The following is an 18,257-nucleotide window of genomic DNA, read 5'->3' on the forward strand; positions in this document are numbered from 1 at the left end:
AAAAAGGGATTAATGATGTATTGGAAATTAAGAATTCCTTTATTGTTACTTGTTTTTGGTATTACAGCTGGTTTTTGTCAAAAGTATCCCACGCTATTTTTGGCGAACGTAAGCTACTTTTTAGCAAGTGCAGTATATATTGGATTGGTAGCAGTCATATTTCTCGTTTTGGAAAAAACAGGAATAAACGAGAAGAAGGTCCACTTCATTTTTGCAATCCTCTTAATTTGTGTGGGATACTTATTTGACAGGTGGATGGCATAAGGGCTTGCTGAACGAATCCGATTCTGAGTTTGTCTCCACTTTGTCAGTAAGCTCTAGAAGAATCCATCTTCGAAAATGCGATTCTGTCTTTTCTATACATTGAATCAGTTTTCAAGTGCAAGCTTTTCCCTGGATTTTTATCACACCCTTGCCTCTAATTTTTGCCAAAGCTGTCAGCATCCTTGCCAAATCTAGGAATTTTACTTATTTAGCAAGCCCTATGTTAAGGAAGCGCGGGAAAAAGAAGGCCTTTCTTCACATAGAGTCCGTCTACGTTAAGAAAGCAAGCAAAAACGAGACTCTTCCTTCACATAGGGCGCGTCTAGTTATGCCCCTTTGAACTGTCCTCCGGAACTCTTTGAAGTCCATCCCCGCAGCGAGGCACGAGCGAGGAGGCTCGCCGGCCGCCCACGAAAAGCGAGTGGATTTCGCGCGCATTAACACCCCTGTTATCCATCTTTATACAGAAATATTACGTCACTTCGGGGCAGCTTCCTCCTGAGCCAGGAAAGCAAGCATAGCGCGGTAGCCAAAAGTGTACAAAAAGAGCGTCTTAGAATACCCGATTTTAAACCCCTGTCGCGAAAAACTTGGTACATATCCCTATCGCTGAAAAACTTGACACATACAAAATCCGGAATTTCGAAGCGCTTTTCGCCAAAATCTGCTAAAATAATACTACAAATAGGTACGTGCGGGGGATGGTGTTTCGGTTGGAACAGATTTGGCTCATTGAAGTGTTAAAAGGCATCGGAAGATTTTTTCTCCATCCGATATTCTATTATGCGCTGTTGCTCGCGCTCGTTTCTGGTGCGGCAAGAGTGAAGCGGGAAAGAAACGATTTTCATATCAGGATTTATAAAGGATCGCTTGAACTGCGGTCTTTATTTCCTGCCGGGCTCATATGCGGGTTGATCCTTTCCGCTCTCTCAGTGGCGGCGGGGGTTGAAGTGTCATGGCCTGTTCTTGCTGCGGTGGCGGCTGCGACGATTTTATTTTCGCTCGTAGGCCAATTCCGGTTTCTCTCACCGGCATTTACCTTGGGCATACCGGTACTCCTGTTTTTTGTTTTCACATGGCTGCCGGTTCAACTGCCGGATTGGATGAGCGGCACAACCGATGCGATGGTTGCCGGGCTCTCCATTTTAGCAGGTCTTCTTTTGTTAGCGGAAGGCGTGCTGCTGAGGACAAGCGGCACGAAGCATGTTTCCCCGAAACTGCGGAAAAGCCGGCGCGGTTTGAATGTCGGTGCATTTGTGGCCAAAAAACTCTGGCTTGTGCCGGTCGTTTGTTTTCTGCCCGCAGGCCCGCTTTCGGTCACCGCTTCATGGTGGCCTGTTGTGAACTGGGGTGGACATACGTTTTCACTGGTGCTTGTCCCGTTTTTAATCGGTTTCCAGCACCAAATCCAGAGCACTTTACCGCAATCTGCATTGAAGCGGATCGGGACCTGGGTTATTTGGGCGGGCATCATGACGACCGCAATCGGAGCAGCAGGGCTCTATTTTCCTTATTTTCCTGCAGCAGCAGCCGTTTTTGCCATTGTCGCGAGAGCATGGATCTCCATTCGCCACCGGATGCGTGAAAACAACGCACCGTATTATTTTACACAGCAGAACAACGGCATGATCGTTTTAGGGATCATACCGGGTTCAAAAGCGGAGAAAATGGGGCTTTCCATCGGTGAAGTGATTTCCAAATGCAACGGCGAGCCCGTTCGCAATACGGATGAATTTTACCGTGCCCTACAGAAAAGCCCGGCTTATTGCAAACTTGAAGTCATCGATACGAACGGGGAAATGCGCTTTGCCCAGGGCGCGCTTTATGAAGGCGAGCATCATGAACTTGGCATATTGACCGTAGAAAATAACATCAACTGGGATCCGGACCAGGCGGGATGACCGGAAAATAGAAAGCGGCGGAAACTTCCAAAAGGAGGTCCCGCCGCTTTTTTCATCGACACATCGTAACCACAATTGCGTTTGTCACTGACCATCTCGTACGGAGGCGATTTCAAAAGGCCGGTTGCGTTTTTCGTTGACTATGATCCTTGCAATTCTATCTGTCAAAATTCAAAACCTGTTTTCTATGGAAAACACGTTAAAAATATTGAAAACTTAATTGACAATGATTCTCACTATCAATATAATTATAATTGATAATGAAAATCAATTACAACGAGCTGACAAAAGAAACGGGGGAGTACGAATGGAATGAAAAAAAGATATTTAGTGCCCCTGCTTGCCGTCCTGTCCATCATTTCAATTTTCATCGGCGCAGAAAATATCAGACCGGCGGATATGCTCCATTTAAGCAGGGAGCAGACGGAAATTTTGCTGGCAAGCCGCCTGCCGCGTCTGATCAGCATCATCATTGCAGGCATGGGCATGAGCATCTGCGGCCTTGTGATGCAGCAGTTGACGAGAAATAAATTTGTCTCCCCGACGACAGCCGGCACGATGGACTGTGCCCGGCTCGGCATTTTGGTTGCGATCATTCTGTTTTCGGCGGCAAGCCCGCTGATCAAAATTGCGGTTGCTTTTTGCTTTGCACTGGCTGGCACCTTGCTGTTCATGAAAATACTGGGCCGGATTAAATGGAACGATACAATTTTCATCCCGCTTGTCGGGCTGATGTTTGGCAATATCGTAAGCTCTGTATCGACTTTCTTTGCGTATAAATTCGATTTAATCCAGAGCCTGTCCTCATGGCTGCAAGGCGATTTTTCAGGCGTGCTGAAAGGGAAGTACGAGATGCTTTATTTAGCAGTTCCCGCCGTTTTTGTCGCGTATGTGTTCGCAAACCGGTTTACGGTCGCCGGCATGGGGGAAGATTTTGCCAAAAACCTTGGCCTGAATTACAAGCAGGTGGTCAATATCGGCCTTGCCCTTGTCGCGCTGATTACTTCGGCAACTGTACTGACAGTCGGCACCATCCCGTTTCTGGGCTTAATTATTCCAAATATTGTGTCCATTTACCGTGGCGACCATATGAAAAAAAGCATTACGGTGACGGCGCTGCTTGGGGCAGTGTTCCTGCTATTTTGCGATATTTTGGGGCGCCTTGTCATTTATCCATATGAAGTGCCGATCAGTTTAACAGCCGGCATCATCGGGAGTGGCATTTTTGTATATTTGCTGCTGAGGAGACACGCTTATGCATAGTCGTTCAAAACTGCTTATGCTTGCCGCAATCGCAGCGGGCCTCATTGCAGCGTATATTTGCATCGGATCTTACTGGGATTTCAACTATATTATCCCTTCAAGAATCCGGAAAATTTTCGCCATCATCCTGACCGGCTGTGCGATTGCCTTTTCAAGCCTTATTTTTCAGACGATTACAAACAACCGCATTTTAACGCCGAACGTACTCGGGCTGGATTCCCTTTATCTCATGATCCAGACGGCGGTCGTTTTCGCAATGGGAGCCAAAACGCTAACGATGATGCAGAGCCATGTCAATTTTGTGGTTTCACTCGTGGCGATGGTGCTGTTTTCTGCCGTTTTGTTCCACTTAATTCTTCGCCGGGGCAGGCAAAATATGTATTTTCTGCTTTTGATCGGGATGATTTTTGGCACTTTATTCGGCAGTTTCACTTCTTTTATGCAAATGCTGATCGATCCGAATGAGTTTCAGGTGCTGCAGGATAAAATGTTTGCCAGCTTCAACAATGTGAATGTCCATTTGCTGTGGGTTTCTTTTGTGCTTGTTGTATTGTGCGGGTTGTATTATCTGCGTTTTGCCAAGTTTATGGATGTGATGCTGCTCGGGCGGGATCAGGCGGTCAACCTTGGTGTCGATTATAACCGGGTAGTGCGGCATCTGCTTTTGATTGTCGTCATCCTTGTCTCCGTCTCGACGGCGTTGGTCGGGCCGATCACATTCCTTGGCCTGCTCGTTGTCAACGTCGCTTATCAATTTTTTGATACATACCGGCATACAATCCTTATACCGGGTGCGATGCTGATCAGCGTCGTCTTCCTGACAGGAGGGCAGCTGCTTGTGGAAAGAGTCTTCCAGTTCTCTGTTCCGCTCAGCGTCATCATCAATTTTGCCGGGGGCATCTATTTTATTTACTTACTTTTAAAGGAGAGTCGCGCATGGTAAATGTGATGAATGTCTTAAAAAGCTACGGGAGCAAGAAGGTCATTGATCATGTGTCTGTTAAAATTCCAAAAGGGAAAATCACTTCTTTTATCGGGCCAAATGGTGCCGGGAAAAGCACCCTGCTTTCGATCATCAGCCGGCTTGAATTTTCGGATGAAGGGGATGTATACATAGACGGGGAGGCCGTCAGCCGTACAAACAGTAAAAAGCTGGCGAAAAAAATATCCATCCTGAAGCAGTCCAATCATATGAACATCCGGCTGACAGTAAGGGAACTTGTCGCATTCGGGCGCTTTCCGCATTCAGAAGGACGGCTCACGGATTCGGATCAAAAAATGATTGATAAAGCGATTGCCTATATGGAACTGGAAGAATATGAGAACCAGTACCTGGATGAACTGAGCGGTGGGCAGCGGCAGCGCGCATACATCGCAATGGTGCTGGCCCAGAACACGGAGTATATTTTGCTTGATGAACCGTTAAATAATCTTGACATGAAACATTCGGTCCAGATTATGAAAGTGTTGCGCAAGCTTGCCGATGAGCTGGGCAAAACCGTTTTAATTGTCATTCACGACATTAATTTCGCCTCGTTTTATTCCGATTACATTGTGGCGATGAAAGACGGGAAAATCGTAAAACAGGGGAAAACGGATGACATCATTCGCCCTTCTGTTTTAAAGGAAATTTACGATATGGATATTCAAATTCAGGATTACTGTCAAAATAAGTTTTGCTTATATTATGGATGAAAAGGGGATTTGAGATGAGAAAGCGCTATTTGGCCGGAGTCATGATTTTGTTGTTAGCAGTATTTGCTGCCGGGTGCGGAACGAAAGAAAGCGCCGGGGGTAGCAGTGCCTCATCAAAGAAAATAACTGTAAAGCATGAACTTGGAACCACGAAAGTCACGGAAAACCCAAAGAAAGTCGTCGTGTTTGACTTTGGTGTGCTGGATTCGATGGATAAGTTGGGCATTAAAGTGACAGGTGTGCCGCAGGACAATCTTCCGTCATATTTGAAAAAATACAAAAGCAGCAAGTATGAAAATGTCGGCGGCGTCATGGAACCGGATTTTGACAAGATCAGTGAAATCCATCCGGACCTGATCATCATTTCCGGCAGGCAGCGGGACAACTACAAGGAATTTAAGAAAATTGCCCCGACGGTTTATATGGGGCTGGATACAACGAAGTATATGGATTCCTTTAAACAGAATATGGAAACGCTCGGCAAAATTTTCAATAAAGAAAATGCCGTGAAAAAGCAATTGGCCGATATTGATGATTCAATCAACAGCCTGCATGCAAAAGCGGAAAAAGTGAACGGCAAAGCGTTGATTGTCCTGACAACCGGCGGAAAAGTGAGCGCGTTCGGACCGGGTTCACGGTTTGGCCTCATACACGACGTATTTGGTGTACCGGCTGCGGACAAAAACATTAAAGCATCCATTCACGGGCAGAATGTGTCATTTGAATATATCGTGAAAACCAATCCCGACTATTTGTTTGTCATTGACCGCGATGCAGCCATTGGGCAGGGCGGAAACGCAAAGAGCGTCATCGAAAACGACCTTGTCAAGAAAACGAATGCTTACAAGAACAAACATATCGTTTATCTTGACCCGGGTTACTGGTACCTTTCCGGTGGCGGGCTCGTCTCCGTATCCGAAATGGTGAAGGAAGTTCAGAACGCGATCGATTAAGTCATTCAAAAGCCAATTTCAAAAAAACGGACGAATCGGAGGGCTACCGACTCGAATATGTCAAAGCCCAATTTCAAAAAAACCCCCGCATGATGCGGGGGTTTTTTTTCACTCTGCATAAAATTTGCGCGCTTTTTCCAAAAAGGCCATATCCGCTTCTTCCAGTTCTTCTTCATGATATATGGCTTCTACCGGACAAACTGCCTGACAAGCGCCGCAATCGATGCAAATATCCGGGTCGATAAAATACTGGTCTTCCCCCTCGGCAATACAATCCACGGGGCATACATCCACGCATTCGGCCGCTTTTTCACCGATGCACGGTTGGGTAATTACAAATGCCATTTTCCAGATCACCTTTTTCCTATATGTAATAATATCCGTCTAGCGTTGCGCTTATATACATCCATTTTGCCAGCTGGGCATCCCGGGCTGGCGGGGTGACAATACGCAATATTCGAAGCCGGGCGTCCATGCTTTATCTTTTAACGATCATTTTTAATATAACAAAATGGTACGAATCTTTCAATCAAAACTCTCTGCATATCGGCATATTGCGGAAAAAAACGAAACAACAAGCTTCTTAAAAGCAGGACATTTTACGATGAAGGCTGAATATAACAATAAAGAAACGGAGGGGGCAAAATTGAAGGCATATGCTTTTATAATCGGAATAATCATTGCTGCGATTGGCATCATTGCGGGGCTTTTTACCGGGGATTTTTCAAAAACCTATTGGCTCTACGGGATAGCGGCAGCAATTGGAATTGTATTCTCCGGCATCACGATGGGGGCGTTTGTGGGCGGCATGGAGACGCGGGCAAACTATTTTTCTGAAACAAATCAGCCTGACGATGCTATTTTTCCTGTTCGGATTGCCGAATCTGATTACCGTACTGGTGGGATTTCTCATCCAAATGTACGCTTAACATTTACATATTTCCCGGCCGCGCGTGGAATGCTTGAGATCCAGCTTTACAATGGAAAAGCAGGCACGATACAATGAAGAAAAACAAGTCGGGGAGCGGGGCTATAACAGATGGCTAAAAAAGTTTTGGTTGTGGATGATGAACCATCCATTGTGACCCTTTTAAAATTTAATCTTGAGCAGGCCGGTTTTGAAGTGCTGACTGCCAGTGACGGAAACGAGGGATATGATACAGCAAGGAAAGAAAAACTTGATGTCATTATTCTCGATCTGATGCTTCCGGGCATGGACGGCATGGACGTTTGCAAGCAGCTGCGGCTTGGGAAAATCAATACGCCCATTTTAATGCTGACAGCCAAAAGCGATGAACTGGATAAAATTCTCGGCCTTGAACTCGGGGCAGACGACTATATTACAAAACCGTTCAGCCCGCGGGAAGTGGTGGCACGTGTGAAAGCGATCCTGCGGCGGGCAGAAACAAAAACAGAAGAAGAAACCGCTGAGGCGATAAAAGTGGGCGACCTGCGCATTTTACCGGAACAATTCGAAGCCTATTTTAAAGAGAAAAAACTGGAGCTGACCCCGAAAGAATTCGAATTGCTTTTGTATTTGGCAAACCATGCAGGAAAAGTGTTAAGTCGCGACCAGCTGCTTAATGCTGTTTGGAATTTCGATTTTGCGGGTGATACAAGAATCGTCGACGTACACATCAGCCACCTTCGCGAAAAAATGGAAGAAGATACGAAACAGCCGCAATATATTAAAACAGTCAGGGGTTTTGGCTATAAAATGGAAGTGATGTAGCAGGAAAGGGCTATGCAATGAATAAATTATGGATCCGCATTTTTATTGCATTTTTATCGATTTTGGCCGCCGTATTGCTGGCTATCGGTTTTTTCGTTGCTGATATGATTCAACATACATATATGGACATGGCGCGCACGCAGCTTTCCCAGGATGCAGATCTACTGATGAAAACGATCCGTCCGCAAACATTCAAAGACAAGCCGGATGTACTGCAAGGAAAAGTCCGGCATTATTATTCCAACCACGAACCGCGTATTACCATCATTGATACAAACGGGAAAGTGCTCGCAGATTCGGACGATGATCCGGCAAAGATGGAAAATCACGCAAACCGACCGGAATTCAGGCAGGTTATTAGGCAGCATAAAGCAAGCGGTGAGTCCATCCGCTCAAGCCATACGCTCGGGTACAATATGATGTATGTCGCAAATCCGGTAAAAGAAAATGGGAAAGTTATCGCAGTCATCCGGACCTCCATTGCGCTTAACCGGATTGATGCTGTGCTAAAAGGATTGTGGTTCAGCCTCGGGCTTGCAATGGCGGTGGCCTTCCTCATTTCCGGCTGGATCAGCTATGTGCTGGCACGGAAATTTACGCGCCCGATTGAAGCGAGCATTGAGGTTAGCAACCGCCTGATTGAAAAAGATTATGACAGCCGTGTCCGTGTCAATGCAAGCGGGGAATTGCGGCAGCTGACAAAAGCCATTAATAATCTTGCCCATAACTTAAAGCAGCAAATGAACGAGATTGATGAAAACGAGCAGCAGCTGACCGCCGTATTGGAAAATATGGACAGCGGGGTCATGCTTATTCAGACATCGGGGCGGATCATGCTCGTGAACCGGGCAATGGAAGAAATGACGGGTTTGTCGTCCGGCGAATTGATTGGAAAGCGCCATATCGAAGCGGGAAAAAGTTTCGGGCTCAGCCAGCTGATCGATCGTTCATTAAAAACGGGTGAACGGTTTCGGGACGAGGTCCATCTTTATTACCCGAAAGAGCGCATTCTCGATGCCCATATTGCGCCATATGTCGGGGAGAGCGGAGAGCTGCGCGGCGTTGTGGCGGTCCTGCACGACGTAACAGAAACGAGACGACTTGAGCAGATCCGCAGCGAGTTTGTCGCAAATGTCTCCCATGAATTGAAAACGCCCGTCACCTCTGTCAAAGGGTTTGCGGAAACGCTTCTGGACGGTGCCATGTATGATGAAGCGACACTCAGGGAATTTTTAAAGATCATCTATGACGAGTCCGACCGGCTGCACCGGCTCATTTCCGACATTCTCGATTTGTCCAGGATCGAGCAGCACCGCATTCCGTTGAAAATGGAACAGCTCAATGTGGTCGATGTGATTACAGAGACCGCCCAAACGATGCGGAAGAGAATAGAAAAGAAACAGCTGGAACTTGTCCTGCCACAAAAGCGGCACGTCATGATGGAAGCAGACAAAGACCGTCTCCGCCAAATCCTGTTGAATTTGGTAACGAACGCGATTGCCTATACGCCGGATAAAGGCAGGATTGAAATCAGCCTGATCGAAAGGGAAAATGAACTGGACTTGATCGTAAGCGATACAGGCATTGGCATTTCTGAAAGGGATTTGCCGCGCATCTTTGAACGGTTTTACCGGGTCGATAAAGCCCGGTCAAGGCAGTCCGGCGGCACCGGGCTCGGTCTTGCAATCGTTAAGCATCTTGTTGAATCGTACCATGGCAAGATCCGAGTGGAAAGCGAGGAAGGAAAAGGCAGCACCTTTATAGTCACCCTGCCACGGACGCAAACCAGGCCGGACGCTGTTTAAAAGTGCCCGGCCTGTTGCTTTTTGCGGATATGGGAGGTGTTCATAAGCGGGATGAAAGACAAAAAAGCAAGAGCTGCGGACCGAAATGTCCTTCATAAGCGGGATGAAGGACAAAAGGGGGCGAACTGCAAATTTTGTCCATTCGGCAATACATGATTTACACATTTAAACTGCCCTGCTCCCTTAGTTTTTCCATTACCTTTCCCGCCGTTTCTTTTCCATTCACGATGCAATCGGCGATGCCGACGCCGTAGTAAGAGCAACCGGCGAGCACCACGTCCGGGTCGCTTGCTGATAGCTTTTTGGTTAGCGCTTCTACCCTCTGACGGTGGTGCAAATCGTACTTCGGCATCTTGCCCAGCCATTTTGTCACTTCCGCTGCCACTGGCTGTGCACTTATCCCGAGCGCCTGCCGCACATCTTTCAGCGCCGTTTCAATCAGGCCCTCCTGATCCATCGCATTCAGCCGGTTAAACAGTGCGGCATCCGCGTCTTTATAAAACAAGCGCAACAGCAGGCGTCCATTTTTCGACGTGTGTGGCCATTTCCGGCTTGTCCATGTGCAGGCATTGCAAACGAGCCCACTTCCGCCAGAAACAATAAAACCTGTCCCGTCTTTCGGCAAGACTGCATCCGGCACGTCAAAACCAAGATAAACGGTGATCACCGAAGCGGCCTTAAACTGATCCCATTCCTTATCCAAAGCAGGGTTCGCAAGCAGTTTCTTCGCTGCAGCATGCGGTACGGCAAGCACCACCACATCTGCTTTAAGCCTGCGCCCGTCCGACAATACAACAGTATAGCCTTTTTCGTGCCGTTCAAGCGCATCTGCTTTCACGCCTTTTATGATGTCAGCGCCCGCTGCCTTTTCCTCAAGGCGGTCAGCCAGTTCGGACAAACCGTTTTTAAACGATACAAATTTTTTCTTCTCAGGAGACAAGAAAGTTTGCTTATGTTCGGACAAACCTTTCATAATGCTGCCATACCGATTTTTATAATCGACAAGAAACGGCATTGTTGTCGCCAATGTCAGTTCATACAAATTGCCGGAGTAAACGCCGGACAGCACCGGCGCAATTTGTTTCTCCACCAGTTCTTTGCCGAAAAAAGCCTCCAAAAATTCTCCGGCTGAACTGTCTTTTGTAAAAGAATGGTTTTTCGTAAACAAATCTTTCAGCGCCGTCAGTTTCCCTTTCGTTGAAACAAGTTCACTGCCAAAAAGGGCATCCAAACTTGCCGGAATGCCAAACACTGCCTCTCGCGGAATCGGTTTTAACCCATCTTCCCGGTAAAGATACGAGATGCCGGTAGCATTGTGGCGGATCCGGTTTTCAAGCCCAAGTTCTTTCAAAAACCCGGCTACCCCTTTTTTGCGGGCAACGATCGAATCCGCGCCCGTTTCCATAATAAAACCCTCTTTCCGGACGGTACGGAGCTTTCCGCCGGCTTCCGGATTTTCTTCCACAAGGGCCAAGGATACCTGTGCCCCTGTTTTTTCAATCTGTTTATGAAGCTCGTACAATGCGGTAAGGCCCGTAATGCCCCCGCCAATGATCACGACCGATTTCAATTTTATACCTCCGTTCAGCCTCTGTTACTTCTATTATAAACAAACCGGTTTCTTCTATTTTTTATGTTTTTGCCTAAAATGTGACAATCACCCTTTAAAATCTTACACCTGGTTCTATCATCTTTACAAACTCTTAACATTCCATTCATATCTGCTTAATACCGCACGATTATCTTTAAAAGTGCAAGGAGCAAGCCAATAAAAAACAGGGGGCAAAAAAATGAAGAAAAAGTTTGCAGCGGTATTTGGCTTATTCACGATTTTCGCAGTGATTGCAGCCGGGTGCGGGAACACAAAAGAGACGACAGTATCCGGCAAGGGCGCAAAACAGGAAAGCATCACGGCTGTCGGTTCAACCGCACTCCAGCCGCTTGTGCAGGAAGCCGCGACACAATATATGAATGATCATCCTGAAGCAACCATTAACGTACAGGGCGGCGGCAGCGGAACTGGATTGAGCAAAGTTGCGGAAGGCGCTGTCCAAATCGGGAATTCTGACGTTTTTGCCGAGGAAAAAGACGGCATTGACGCAAGCAAAATTACGGACCATAAAGTTGCGGTTGTCGGATTTGCGCCGGTTGCAAATCAGGATATCGGCGTCGATAACCTGACAAAACAGCAGCTGATCGGCATCTTCACTGGAAAAATTAAAAACTGGAAAGAAGTCGGCGGAAAAGACCTAAAAATCGTTGTGATCAATCGTGCGGAAGGATCTGGCACACGGGCCGTCTTTGAAAAACAGGCTTTAGATGGCGCTACTGCAGTGAAAGCGCAGGAACAGGACTCTTCGGGCACTGTGCAAAAAATTGTCAACGAAACACCGGGGGCTATCAGCTATCTCGCATTCTCTTATATGAACAATAAAGTCAAAGCTTTAAAAGTGGACGGCGTTGAACCGACAGAAGAGAACGTCAAAACAAACAAATGGAAAATTTGGGCTTATGAACATATGTACACAAAAGGAAAGGCAAAAGGCTTAACGAAAAAGTTTATAGATTACATGCTTTCGGATGAAGTGCAAAAAAACTTCGTTCCGAAACTCGGGTACATGCCTATTTCTGAAATGCAAGTTGAACGGGATGCAAGCGGAAACGTTACAACAAAATAAAGTGGATTTAAAACTTTGCGGAGCTCTGAACTGATGCAAGCAGCAGAATGATCGCCAGAACGATACGGTTTCCGGTTATCCGGGGCACGTCCGGCGGCACATTTCTGCTTGTCTTGTCCTTTTTTGAAAACCGCAACTGAAAAGGATAGACCATGTAAAAGCACAAACAGCCGAGCGGGCAAAGCAGGTTGCTCGCAAAGTAGAAATTCATCCGGAAATCAAAGCGGCAACCATGCCCGTTTTTAGAAACCGTAACCGGAAGGGGATTTGAACAACGTGAGTGAAAATGCACTCAAATGGACAGAACAGGTTGTCAAAAATAAAGCTAAGCCGCGTTCGAAAATCAAAATAGAACGGCGCGGGAAAATGATGACACTGATTTGCATTGCTTTGATGGCGGTTGTTGCCGCATCGATTTTTATTTTTGTCGCAACAAAAGGGCTTGCCCTTTTCTTTGAACATCATGCCAGTGTCCTAGAATTTTTCACTGGAAAAGACTGGAACCCGGGCAAAAAGGATGCTGCCGGAAACCCGGTTGCGGGGGCTTTGCCTATGATAACCGGTTCCTTTGCCGTCACATTTCTTGCCGCTATCGTCTGTGCGCCGCTTGCAATCGGCGGGGCTGTATTTATGACGGAAATTTCCGCTAAACGGGGGCAAAAAATGTTGCAGCCGGTCATCGAATTGCTTGTAGGCATTCCGTCGGTTGTTTACGGATTTATTGGATTAAGCGTCGTCGTTCCTTTTCTTCGTGAACATATATCAGGAAGCGGCTTTGGCATTGCGGCAGGAACTATTGTGCTTGCGGTCATGATTTTGCCGACTGTGATGAGTCTGTCGGTGGATGCAATCCGGGCTGTGCCCGATTCGCTCCGGGAAGCCTCGCTTGCACTTGGGGCGACGCGCTGGCAAACGACTTACAAAGTTGTGCTGCGGACGGCGCGGCCGGGCCTGTTAACGGCTGTTATTTTCGGGATGGCCCGGGCATTCGGCGAAGCACTCGCGGTGCAGATGGTGATTGGCAACGCAACGGTGATGCCCCGTTCATTGTTCGAACCGGCATCCACTTTAACAAGCATTTTAACGATGGGCATGGGCAATACCGTGATGGGAAGCGTGGAAAATAACGCGCTTTGGACGCTGGCGCTCGTGCTGCTGCTCATGTCGCTCGTCTTTATCATCATCGTCCGTTTTATCGGCCGCAGGAGGGATGCAGCATGAAAACAAAAATGGCAGACCGTATCGCAACATCTGTTCTTTACTTCATTGCCATGTTTATCGTCGCCATTCTTGCGGGGCTCGTCGGATACATTCTTGTAAAAGGGCTGCCGCACGTCAGCTTGTCATTCATTTCGTCCCCTCCCCAAACCTTTAAAGAAGGCGGGGGAATCGGGCCGCAGTTGTTCAATTCCTTTTATTTACTCGTGCTGACAATGGCGATCAGCATGCCAATCGCACTTGGCGCAGGCATTTATATGGCAGAGTATGCACGGAAAAACCGGCTGACGGATTTGCTCAGGACGGCGATTGAAGTGTTGTCTTCGCTTCCGTCTATTGTGGTCGGGCTGTTTGGTTTTCTGTTCTTTGTCCTGTCGATGGGCTGGGGATTTTCGATTTTGTCCGGCGCGTTTGCATTGGCGCTTTTCAATTTGCCACTGCTGGTCCGGGTCGTGGAAGATTCGCTCCGTGCCATTTCGCCAGCGCAGCGGGAAGCAGGCCTTGCACTTGGGGTGTCAAGATGGGAAACGATTCAATCGGTGCTGCTTCCGGCTGCGTTGCCGGGGATCATCACCGGGATTATTTTGGCCTCCGGGCGCGTTTTCGGCGAAGCGGCAGCCCTAATTTATACAGCAGGCATGAGCTCGCCGAATCTTGATTTTTCAAACTGGAACCCGTTCAGCATGAACTCTCCGCTGAACCCGCTCCGCCCGGCTGAAACATTGGCTGTGCACATTTGGAAAATCAACGGGGAAGGCCTCATGCCGGATGCCGCGTCCGTATCAAGCGGCGCGTCCGCAGTGCTGATCCTGTTTGTGCTTATCTTTAATTTTTCAGCAAGGTTTATCGGCAAATGGCTCCACAACCGGATGACTTCGCAATGAAGGCACCGTATCCATTTGGAAACGTGCCGTGCCTGCTTTCAAATCGGTGCATGGCAGGATTAAAAGCAACAGCTTCGCAACCGGATAAGTGGGGATGTTCAAAAACTAACAACGCTACGTCTGTTTGGCATCATAGCTCGTTTTTACTTAGCGAGAATGAGAAGCAAACAGCTCGACAATCGGTTGAGTTCGCCATAAGAGGTTGGGCATGTACCGTTCCAAAAACTGGTAACGGCCATCCGTATCAAACGCTAGGCTTGCACACGTTTCCTTTTAGCCAAGACAAAAAACAGATCCACCTGAATCATTTCACAATAAAAGGAGGAATGACTCATGGCAGTATCGATGCTGGCACGGAATGAAAAAATAGTGCTACCCGCGGTTGAAATCCCTGGGCAGATGCCGGAAGCACAGAACATTATCATCGAAACCAAAAATTTAAGTGTTTTTTACGGGGAAAAAGCAGCGATCCAAAATGTTAGCCTCGCGTTTCCCGAACATCAGGTGACGGCATTAATCGGCCCGTCCGGATGCGGAAAATCCACCTTTTTGCGGAGCCTGAACCGCATGAATGATGAAATTGCAGGCTGCAGGATGTCCGGCGGAATTTTTTATAAAGGAGCCGACATCACCCTTTCGTGCGCGGACGTTTTTGAAATCCGAAAGCATATCGGCATGGTGTTCCAGCGCCCGAATCCGTTCGCAAAATCGGTTTTTGAAAATGTCGCGTTCGGCCCAAAGCACCATGGCGTGAAGAAAAAAGCATGGCTGGAAGAAATTGTCGAAGAAAGCTTAAAAAAAGCTGCATTATGGGATGAAGTGAAGGACCGCCTGCATACGTCCGCGCTTGCCCTATCAGGCGGCCAACAGCAGCGGCTCTGTATTGCAAGGGCGCTCGCCATGAACCCAGATGTCCTGCTTCTTGATGAACCGGCATCGGCGCTCGATCCGGTCTCAACCGGTAAAATTGAGGAACTGATGCTCGAACTGAAAAAAGATTATACCGTTGCCATTGTCACGCACAATTTGCAGCAGGCCGCCCGCATTTCTGACAAAACCGCCTTCTTTTACATGGGTGCACTGATCGAAGCGGGGGACACGACGAAAATGTTTACTAAACCGGAAAAACAACAAACAAGGGATTACTTATCCGGCTTTTTTGGCTAAATCCTGGTGGAAAAGGAGAAATGCAAAATGGCAACAGTATTGGAAAAACGGGCAGATAACCAAACGGCTATCCGGGCTGAGCGTGTGAATGTGTTTTATAAAAACTTTCAAGCCCTTTACGATATCAATCTGGCATTTCCAAAAAAGCATGTAACAGCACTGATCGGCCCGTCCGGATGCGGAAAATCCACGTTTTTAAGGACGTTGAACCGAATGAATGACAACATCCCCGGTTTCCGAATGGAAGGCCATGTTACGATTGGAGACGAAAATATTTATGCGCCGAAAACGGATGTTGTCCAATTAAGAAAAAAGGTCGGCATGGTCTTCCAGCGCCCGAATCCGTTTCCGATGTCCATTTACGATAATGTCGCGTACGGACCGCGCATCCACGGCGTTAAAAACCGGCATGTGCTTGATGAAATGGTAGAAAGATGTTTGCTTCAGGCTGCGCTGTGGGATGAAGTGAAAGACCGCCTTCATACATCTGCCGCGGGGCTTTCCGGCGGGCAGCAGCAAAGGCTTGTGCTTGCGAGGGTGCTCGCGGTTGAACCGGGTATTATTTTAATGGACGAACCGGCATCGGCGCTTGATCCGGTATCGGCCGCAAAAATTGAGGAGTTGATCCTTGAGTTGAAGGCGCAATACACAATCATCATCGTCACCCATAATATGCAGCAGGCGATGCGCGTGTCCGGACATACCGCTTTCTTTTTGAATGGCAGGGTGGTGGAATTCGCTGAAACAACCAAAATGTTTACAAATCCTGCATCGAAGCAGACAGAAGACTATATTTCAGGACGGTTCGGCTAATCCTTTCCAACGCTTGACAGGTGAAGGAAAGCACTTCCATTCAAGTTCAGCTGAGAGGGTGACTGTTTGGCTGTTCTTTTCCATTTTCTTATGCGTAAAAACATATAAAAAATGTCTTTTACTCATTCTTTTTCATAAAAAATCATCTCCGATAAGAATTGAATCTTGATATTGGCGGTGTTCTCTATGTATTAGGGGCATTGCTGAATATTCAGTTGCTGAAAATGATGCCGTATACGATTGTGTATCCATTAACCTCCATCACCTATATTTGGACCTTGATCCTTTCTTCCCTTTTTTTGTCGGAAAAAATGAACAGGAGAAAATGGTTCGGGATTCTGCTGGTCATTACAGGGGCATTTTTCCTTACCATGTAGATTTTAAACCCAGTTGCTTGACGCTGGGTTTATTTTTTTCTAGAATAGTGGAAATATCAAAAAACCAGTCCCAATCCTATAAGAAAAGAAAATCGGACAGCAAGGAGGGAGCAGGATGGGGGTTCACCAATATTTTAAAAGTTTGTCTGACCTGGAAAAAATTTACCGTTGCCCGGGCAAATTTAAATTTCAAGAACATTCGGTGGCAGCCCATTCTTTTAAAGTGGCAAAAATCGCCCAGTTTTTCGGCCATGTGGAAGAGAAAGCCGGCAATAAAGTGAACTGGCGCGCGCTCTACCAAAAGGCGCTGAATCATGATTATCCGGAACTGTTTACAGGCGACATCAAAACGCCGGTCAAATATTCTTCAAAAGAGCTGCATGAGTTGTTCAAACAAGTCGAGGAAGAAATGACGAAAAACTTTATCAACGGCGTGTTTCCGGAAGAATACCGGGATATTTATTTTGACTTGTTCAAAGAAGGCAAAGACGATACGTTAGAAGGAAAAATATTATCCGTTTCCGACAAAGTCGATCTTTTGTATGAATCTTTCGGGGAAATCCAAAAAGGCAATCCGGAGCCGCTGTTTCTGGAAATTTACGAGGAATCGCTGCGGACCATTTTGCGGTTTTCGGGGCTTGCATCCGTCCAATACTTTTTAACGTCCATTTTGCCTGATCTGCTCGCAGAACGTTTTATCGAACGGAGCCAGTTGCGCGGCATTACAGATGAAATCATTGAAAATGAATTCAAAAGATAATTCATTTTCAATGATTTTTCTTGTATTTTCGGGTGGAATGTTAAAAAATAGGGATAGCAGAAGTAAGGGCTTGGAGTGGGGTGAGGATGATCGTTCAATTGGTGGTAGCCGCTGTTTTTCCATGCTTTCTCGTCATCTTTTTTTCGCGGGTTACGTTTAACCAGGTGATTGGGCTGATCCTTACGGTTGCGCTCATTGTCGCTTCCGTTTATAAAGGCTATACGCGCACGTGGCCGGTGTATATCGTGGATGCAGCTTCATTGACAATCGGGTTTTATTTTGCTAATACAATGATACGGAAGGCAAAGATGAAAAAAGGAATGAAAAAATGAAGACGGAGGCGCCCATGACCGGATTCAAAATGGACCCTGCAGAAAAGCAGCGGGTTCTGCGGGAAATACAGCAATTTGTCTGGGAACAGACAGGTGAAGAAATCGGCGTGATTGCCGCACAGGCGTATTTTGACTTTTTTCAGGAAAAGCTTGCGGCACACTACTATAATAAGGGAATTGAGGATGCGAAGAAAATATGGGAAGGGCAAAATGCACGTCTTGAAGAAGAATGGTACGCCCTGGAAATCCCGGTGAAATAACGGCCATCCGTTCCTGAAAGCGGTAGGGAAAATCCTTACCGTTCTTTCTTATGAAAAGATAGAAAACTTGTTCGCTTTTTGTTGGAGACAGGGCAGGATTTATGTTAAAATAAAAAGACTGAAAGACGAAGAACGCCTTTTAAGGTTGAAATAGA

20 protein-coding genes are annotated in these 18,257 nt (G+C 46.9%); 18 read left to right on the plus strand and 2 right to left on the minus strand.

Translation table 11 applies throughout. From position 1 onward, the window contains the following. The first annotated feature begins 968 nt into the window (after window positions 1–968). From NFR98_RS07915 to NFR98_RS07935, 5 genes are all read left to right on the plus strand, one after another. Window positions 969–2,165: a PDZ domain-containing protein gene (locus tag NFR98_RS07915; RefSeq protein ID WP_235601113.1), complete on the plus strand. Its 1,197-nt coding sequence runs from the start codon at window positions 969–971 to the stop codon at window positions 2,163–2,165. A 312-nt stretch (window positions 2,166–2,477) separates the two neighbouring features. Continuing rightward, complete coding sequence (locus tag NFR98_RS07920; RefSeq protein WP_251459911.1) at window positions 2,478–3,428, plus strand: ABC transporter permease; 951 nt, start codon at window positions 2,478–2,480, stop codon at window positions 3,426–3,428. Further along, window positions 3,421–4,371: an iron chelate uptake ABC transporter family permease subunit gene (locus tag NFR98_RS07925; protein ID WP_277613376.1), complete on the plus strand. Its 951-nt coding sequence runs from the start codon at window positions 3,421–3,423 to the stop codon at window positions 4,369–4,371. The genes NFR98_RS07920 and NFR98_RS07925 overlap by 8 nt, the downstream gene beginning before the upstream one ends. Continuing rightward, a complete protein-coding gene (locus NFR98_RS07930; protein ID WP_014095858.1) occupies window positions 4,365–5,123 on the plus strand; it encodes an iron ABC transporter ATP-binding protein in 759 nt (252 codons plus the stop codon). Before NFR98_RS07925 ends, NFR98_RS07930 begins: the two co-directional genes overlap by 7 nt. A 14-nt stretch (window positions 5,124–5,137) precedes the next feature. After that, window positions 5,138–6,076: a siderophore ABC transporter substrate-binding protein gene (locus NFR98_RS07935; RefSeq protein WP_251459913.1), complete on the plus strand. Its 939-nt coding sequence runs from the start codon at window positions 5,138–5,140 to the stop codon at window positions 6,074–6,076. A gap of 108 nt (window positions 6,077–6,184) precedes the next feature. Here NFR98_RS07935 and fdxA read toward each other — a convergent pair whose 3' ends face one another. Beyond that, window positions 6,185–6,421, minus strand: a complete 237-nt coding sequence (fdxA, locus tag NFR98_RS07940; protein ID WP_026684169.1) for a 4Fe-4S ferredoxin — start codon at window positions 6,419–6,421, stop codon at window positions 6,185–6,187. A 301-nt stretch (window positions 6,422–6,722) separates the two neighbouring features. Between fdxA and NFR98_RS07945 the strand changes: the two genes are divergently transcribed. The 3 genes from NFR98_RS07945 to pnpS are packed head-to-tail and all read left to right on the plus strand — an operon-like array spanning window position 6,723 to window position 9,613. Then, window positions 6,723–7,082, plus strand: coding sequence for a DUF5316 family protein (locus NFR98_RS07945; RefSeq protein WP_251459915.1), 360 nt, complete (start codon window positions 6,723–6,725; stop codon window positions 7,080–7,082). Window positions 7,083–7,115: 33 nt separating this feature from the next. Continuing rightward, window positions 7,116–7,808: a response regulator transcription factor gene (locus tag NFR98_RS07950; RefSeq protein WP_013858648.1), complete on the plus strand. Its 693-nt coding sequence runs from the start codon at window positions 7,116–7,118 to the stop codon at window positions 7,806–7,808. A 17-nt stretch (window positions 7,809–7,825) separates the two neighbouring features. Then, on the plus strand, window positions 7,826–9,613 hold the full coding sequence (gene pnpS, locus NFR98_RS07955; protein ID WP_017551680.1) for a two-component system histidine kinase PnpS: 1,788 nt from the start codon (window positions 7,826–7,828) through the stop codon (window positions 9,611–9,613). Between the two features lie 157 nt (window positions 9,614–9,770). On the opposite strand, the gene hemG is transcribed toward pnpS, so the two are convergent. Then, entirely contained in the window at window positions 9,771–11,183 is a 1,413-nt protein-coding gene (gene hemG / locus NFR98_RS07960) for a protoporphyrinogen oxidase (protein ID WP_251459917.1), read from the minus strand. A gap of 220 nt (window positions 11,184–11,403) precedes the next feature. Between hemG and NFR98_RS07965 the strand changes: the two genes are divergently transcribed. The 10 genes from NFR98_RS07965 (at window position 11,404) to NFR98_RS08010 (ending at window position 18,102) form a co-directional block, all read left to right on the plus strand. Beyond that, window positions 11,404–12,291, plus strand: coding sequence for a phosphate ABC transporter substrate-binding protein (locus tag NFR98_RS07965; protein WP_014095851.1), 888 nt, complete (start codon window positions 11,404–11,406; stop codon window positions 12,289–12,291). Window positions 12,292–12,657: 366 nt separating this feature from the next. Beyond that, entirely contained in the window at window positions 12,658–13,512 is an 855-nt protein-coding gene (gene pstC / locus NFR98_RS07970; protein ID WP_235601115.1) for a phosphate ABC transporter permease subunit PstC, read from the plus strand. Next, a complete protein-coding gene (gene pstA, locus NFR98_RS07975; RefSeq protein WP_251459919.1) occupies window positions 13,509–14,393 on the plus strand; it encodes a phosphate ABC transporter permease PstA in 885 nt (294 codons plus the stop codon). The genes pstC and pstA overlap by 4 nt, the downstream gene beginning before the upstream one ends. Continuing rightward, the gene (locus NFR98_RS07980) at window positions 14,390–14,755 is read left to right on the plus strand and encodes a hypothetical protein (protein ID WP_179234285.1); all 366 of its coding nucleotides are present in this window, start codon (window positions 14,390–14,392) and stop codon (window positions 14,753–14,755) included. Before pstA ends, NFR98_RS07980 begins: the two co-directional genes overlap by 4 nt. Next, on the plus strand, window positions 14,739–15,560 hold the full coding sequence (gene pstB, locus NFR98_RS07985) for a phosphate ABC transporter ATP-binding protein PstB (protein ID WP_225621024.1): 822 nt from the start codon (window positions 14,739–14,741) through the stop codon (window positions 15,558–15,560). Before NFR98_RS07980 ends, pstB (NFR98_RS07985) begins: the two co-directional genes overlap by 17 nt. 27 nt (window positions 15,561–15,587) lie before the next feature. Continuing rightward, window positions 15,588–16,373, plus strand: coding sequence for a phosphate ABC transporter ATP-binding protein PstB (pstB, locus tag NFR98_RS07990; protein ID WP_251459921.1), 786 nt, complete (start codon window positions 15,588–15,590; stop codon window positions 16,371–16,373). Between the two features lie 158 nt (window positions 16,374–16,531). Beyond that, window positions 16,532–16,750 (plus strand): EamA family transporter, encoded by a 219-nt coding sequence (locus NFR98_RS07995; protein ID WP_237682149.1) that lies wholly within the window; start codon window positions 16,532–16,534, stop codon window positions 16,748–16,750. A gap of 115 nt (window positions 16,751–16,865) precedes the next feature. Beyond that, on the plus strand, window positions 16,866–17,510 hold the full coding sequence (locus NFR98_RS08000) for an HD domain-containing protein (RefSeq protein WP_071451775.1): 645 nt from the start codon (window positions 16,866–16,868) through the stop codon (window positions 17,508–17,510). 86 nt (window positions 17,511–17,596) lie between these two features. Further along, window positions 17,597–17,842, plus strand: coding sequence for a CsbA family protein (locus NFR98_RS08005; RefSeq protein WP_014095840.1), 246 nt, complete (start codon window positions 17,597–17,599; stop codon window positions 17,840–17,842). A gap of 14 nt (window positions 17,843–17,856) precedes the next feature. Next, window positions 17,857–18,102, plus strand: coding sequence for a DUF2164 domain-containing protein (locus NFR98_RS08010; RefSeq protein WP_225620972.1), 246 nt, complete (start codon window positions 17,857–17,859; stop codon window positions 18,100–18,102). Window positions 18,103–18,257 lie beyond the last annotated feature (155 nt).

Origin of the sequence: Weizmannia agrestimuris, assembly GCF_943193165.1 — a bacterium.
In the GTDB taxonomy this organism is placed as follows: domain Bacteria; phylum Bacillota; class Bacilli; order Bacillales; family Bacillaceae_C; genus Weizmannia; species Weizmannia faecalis.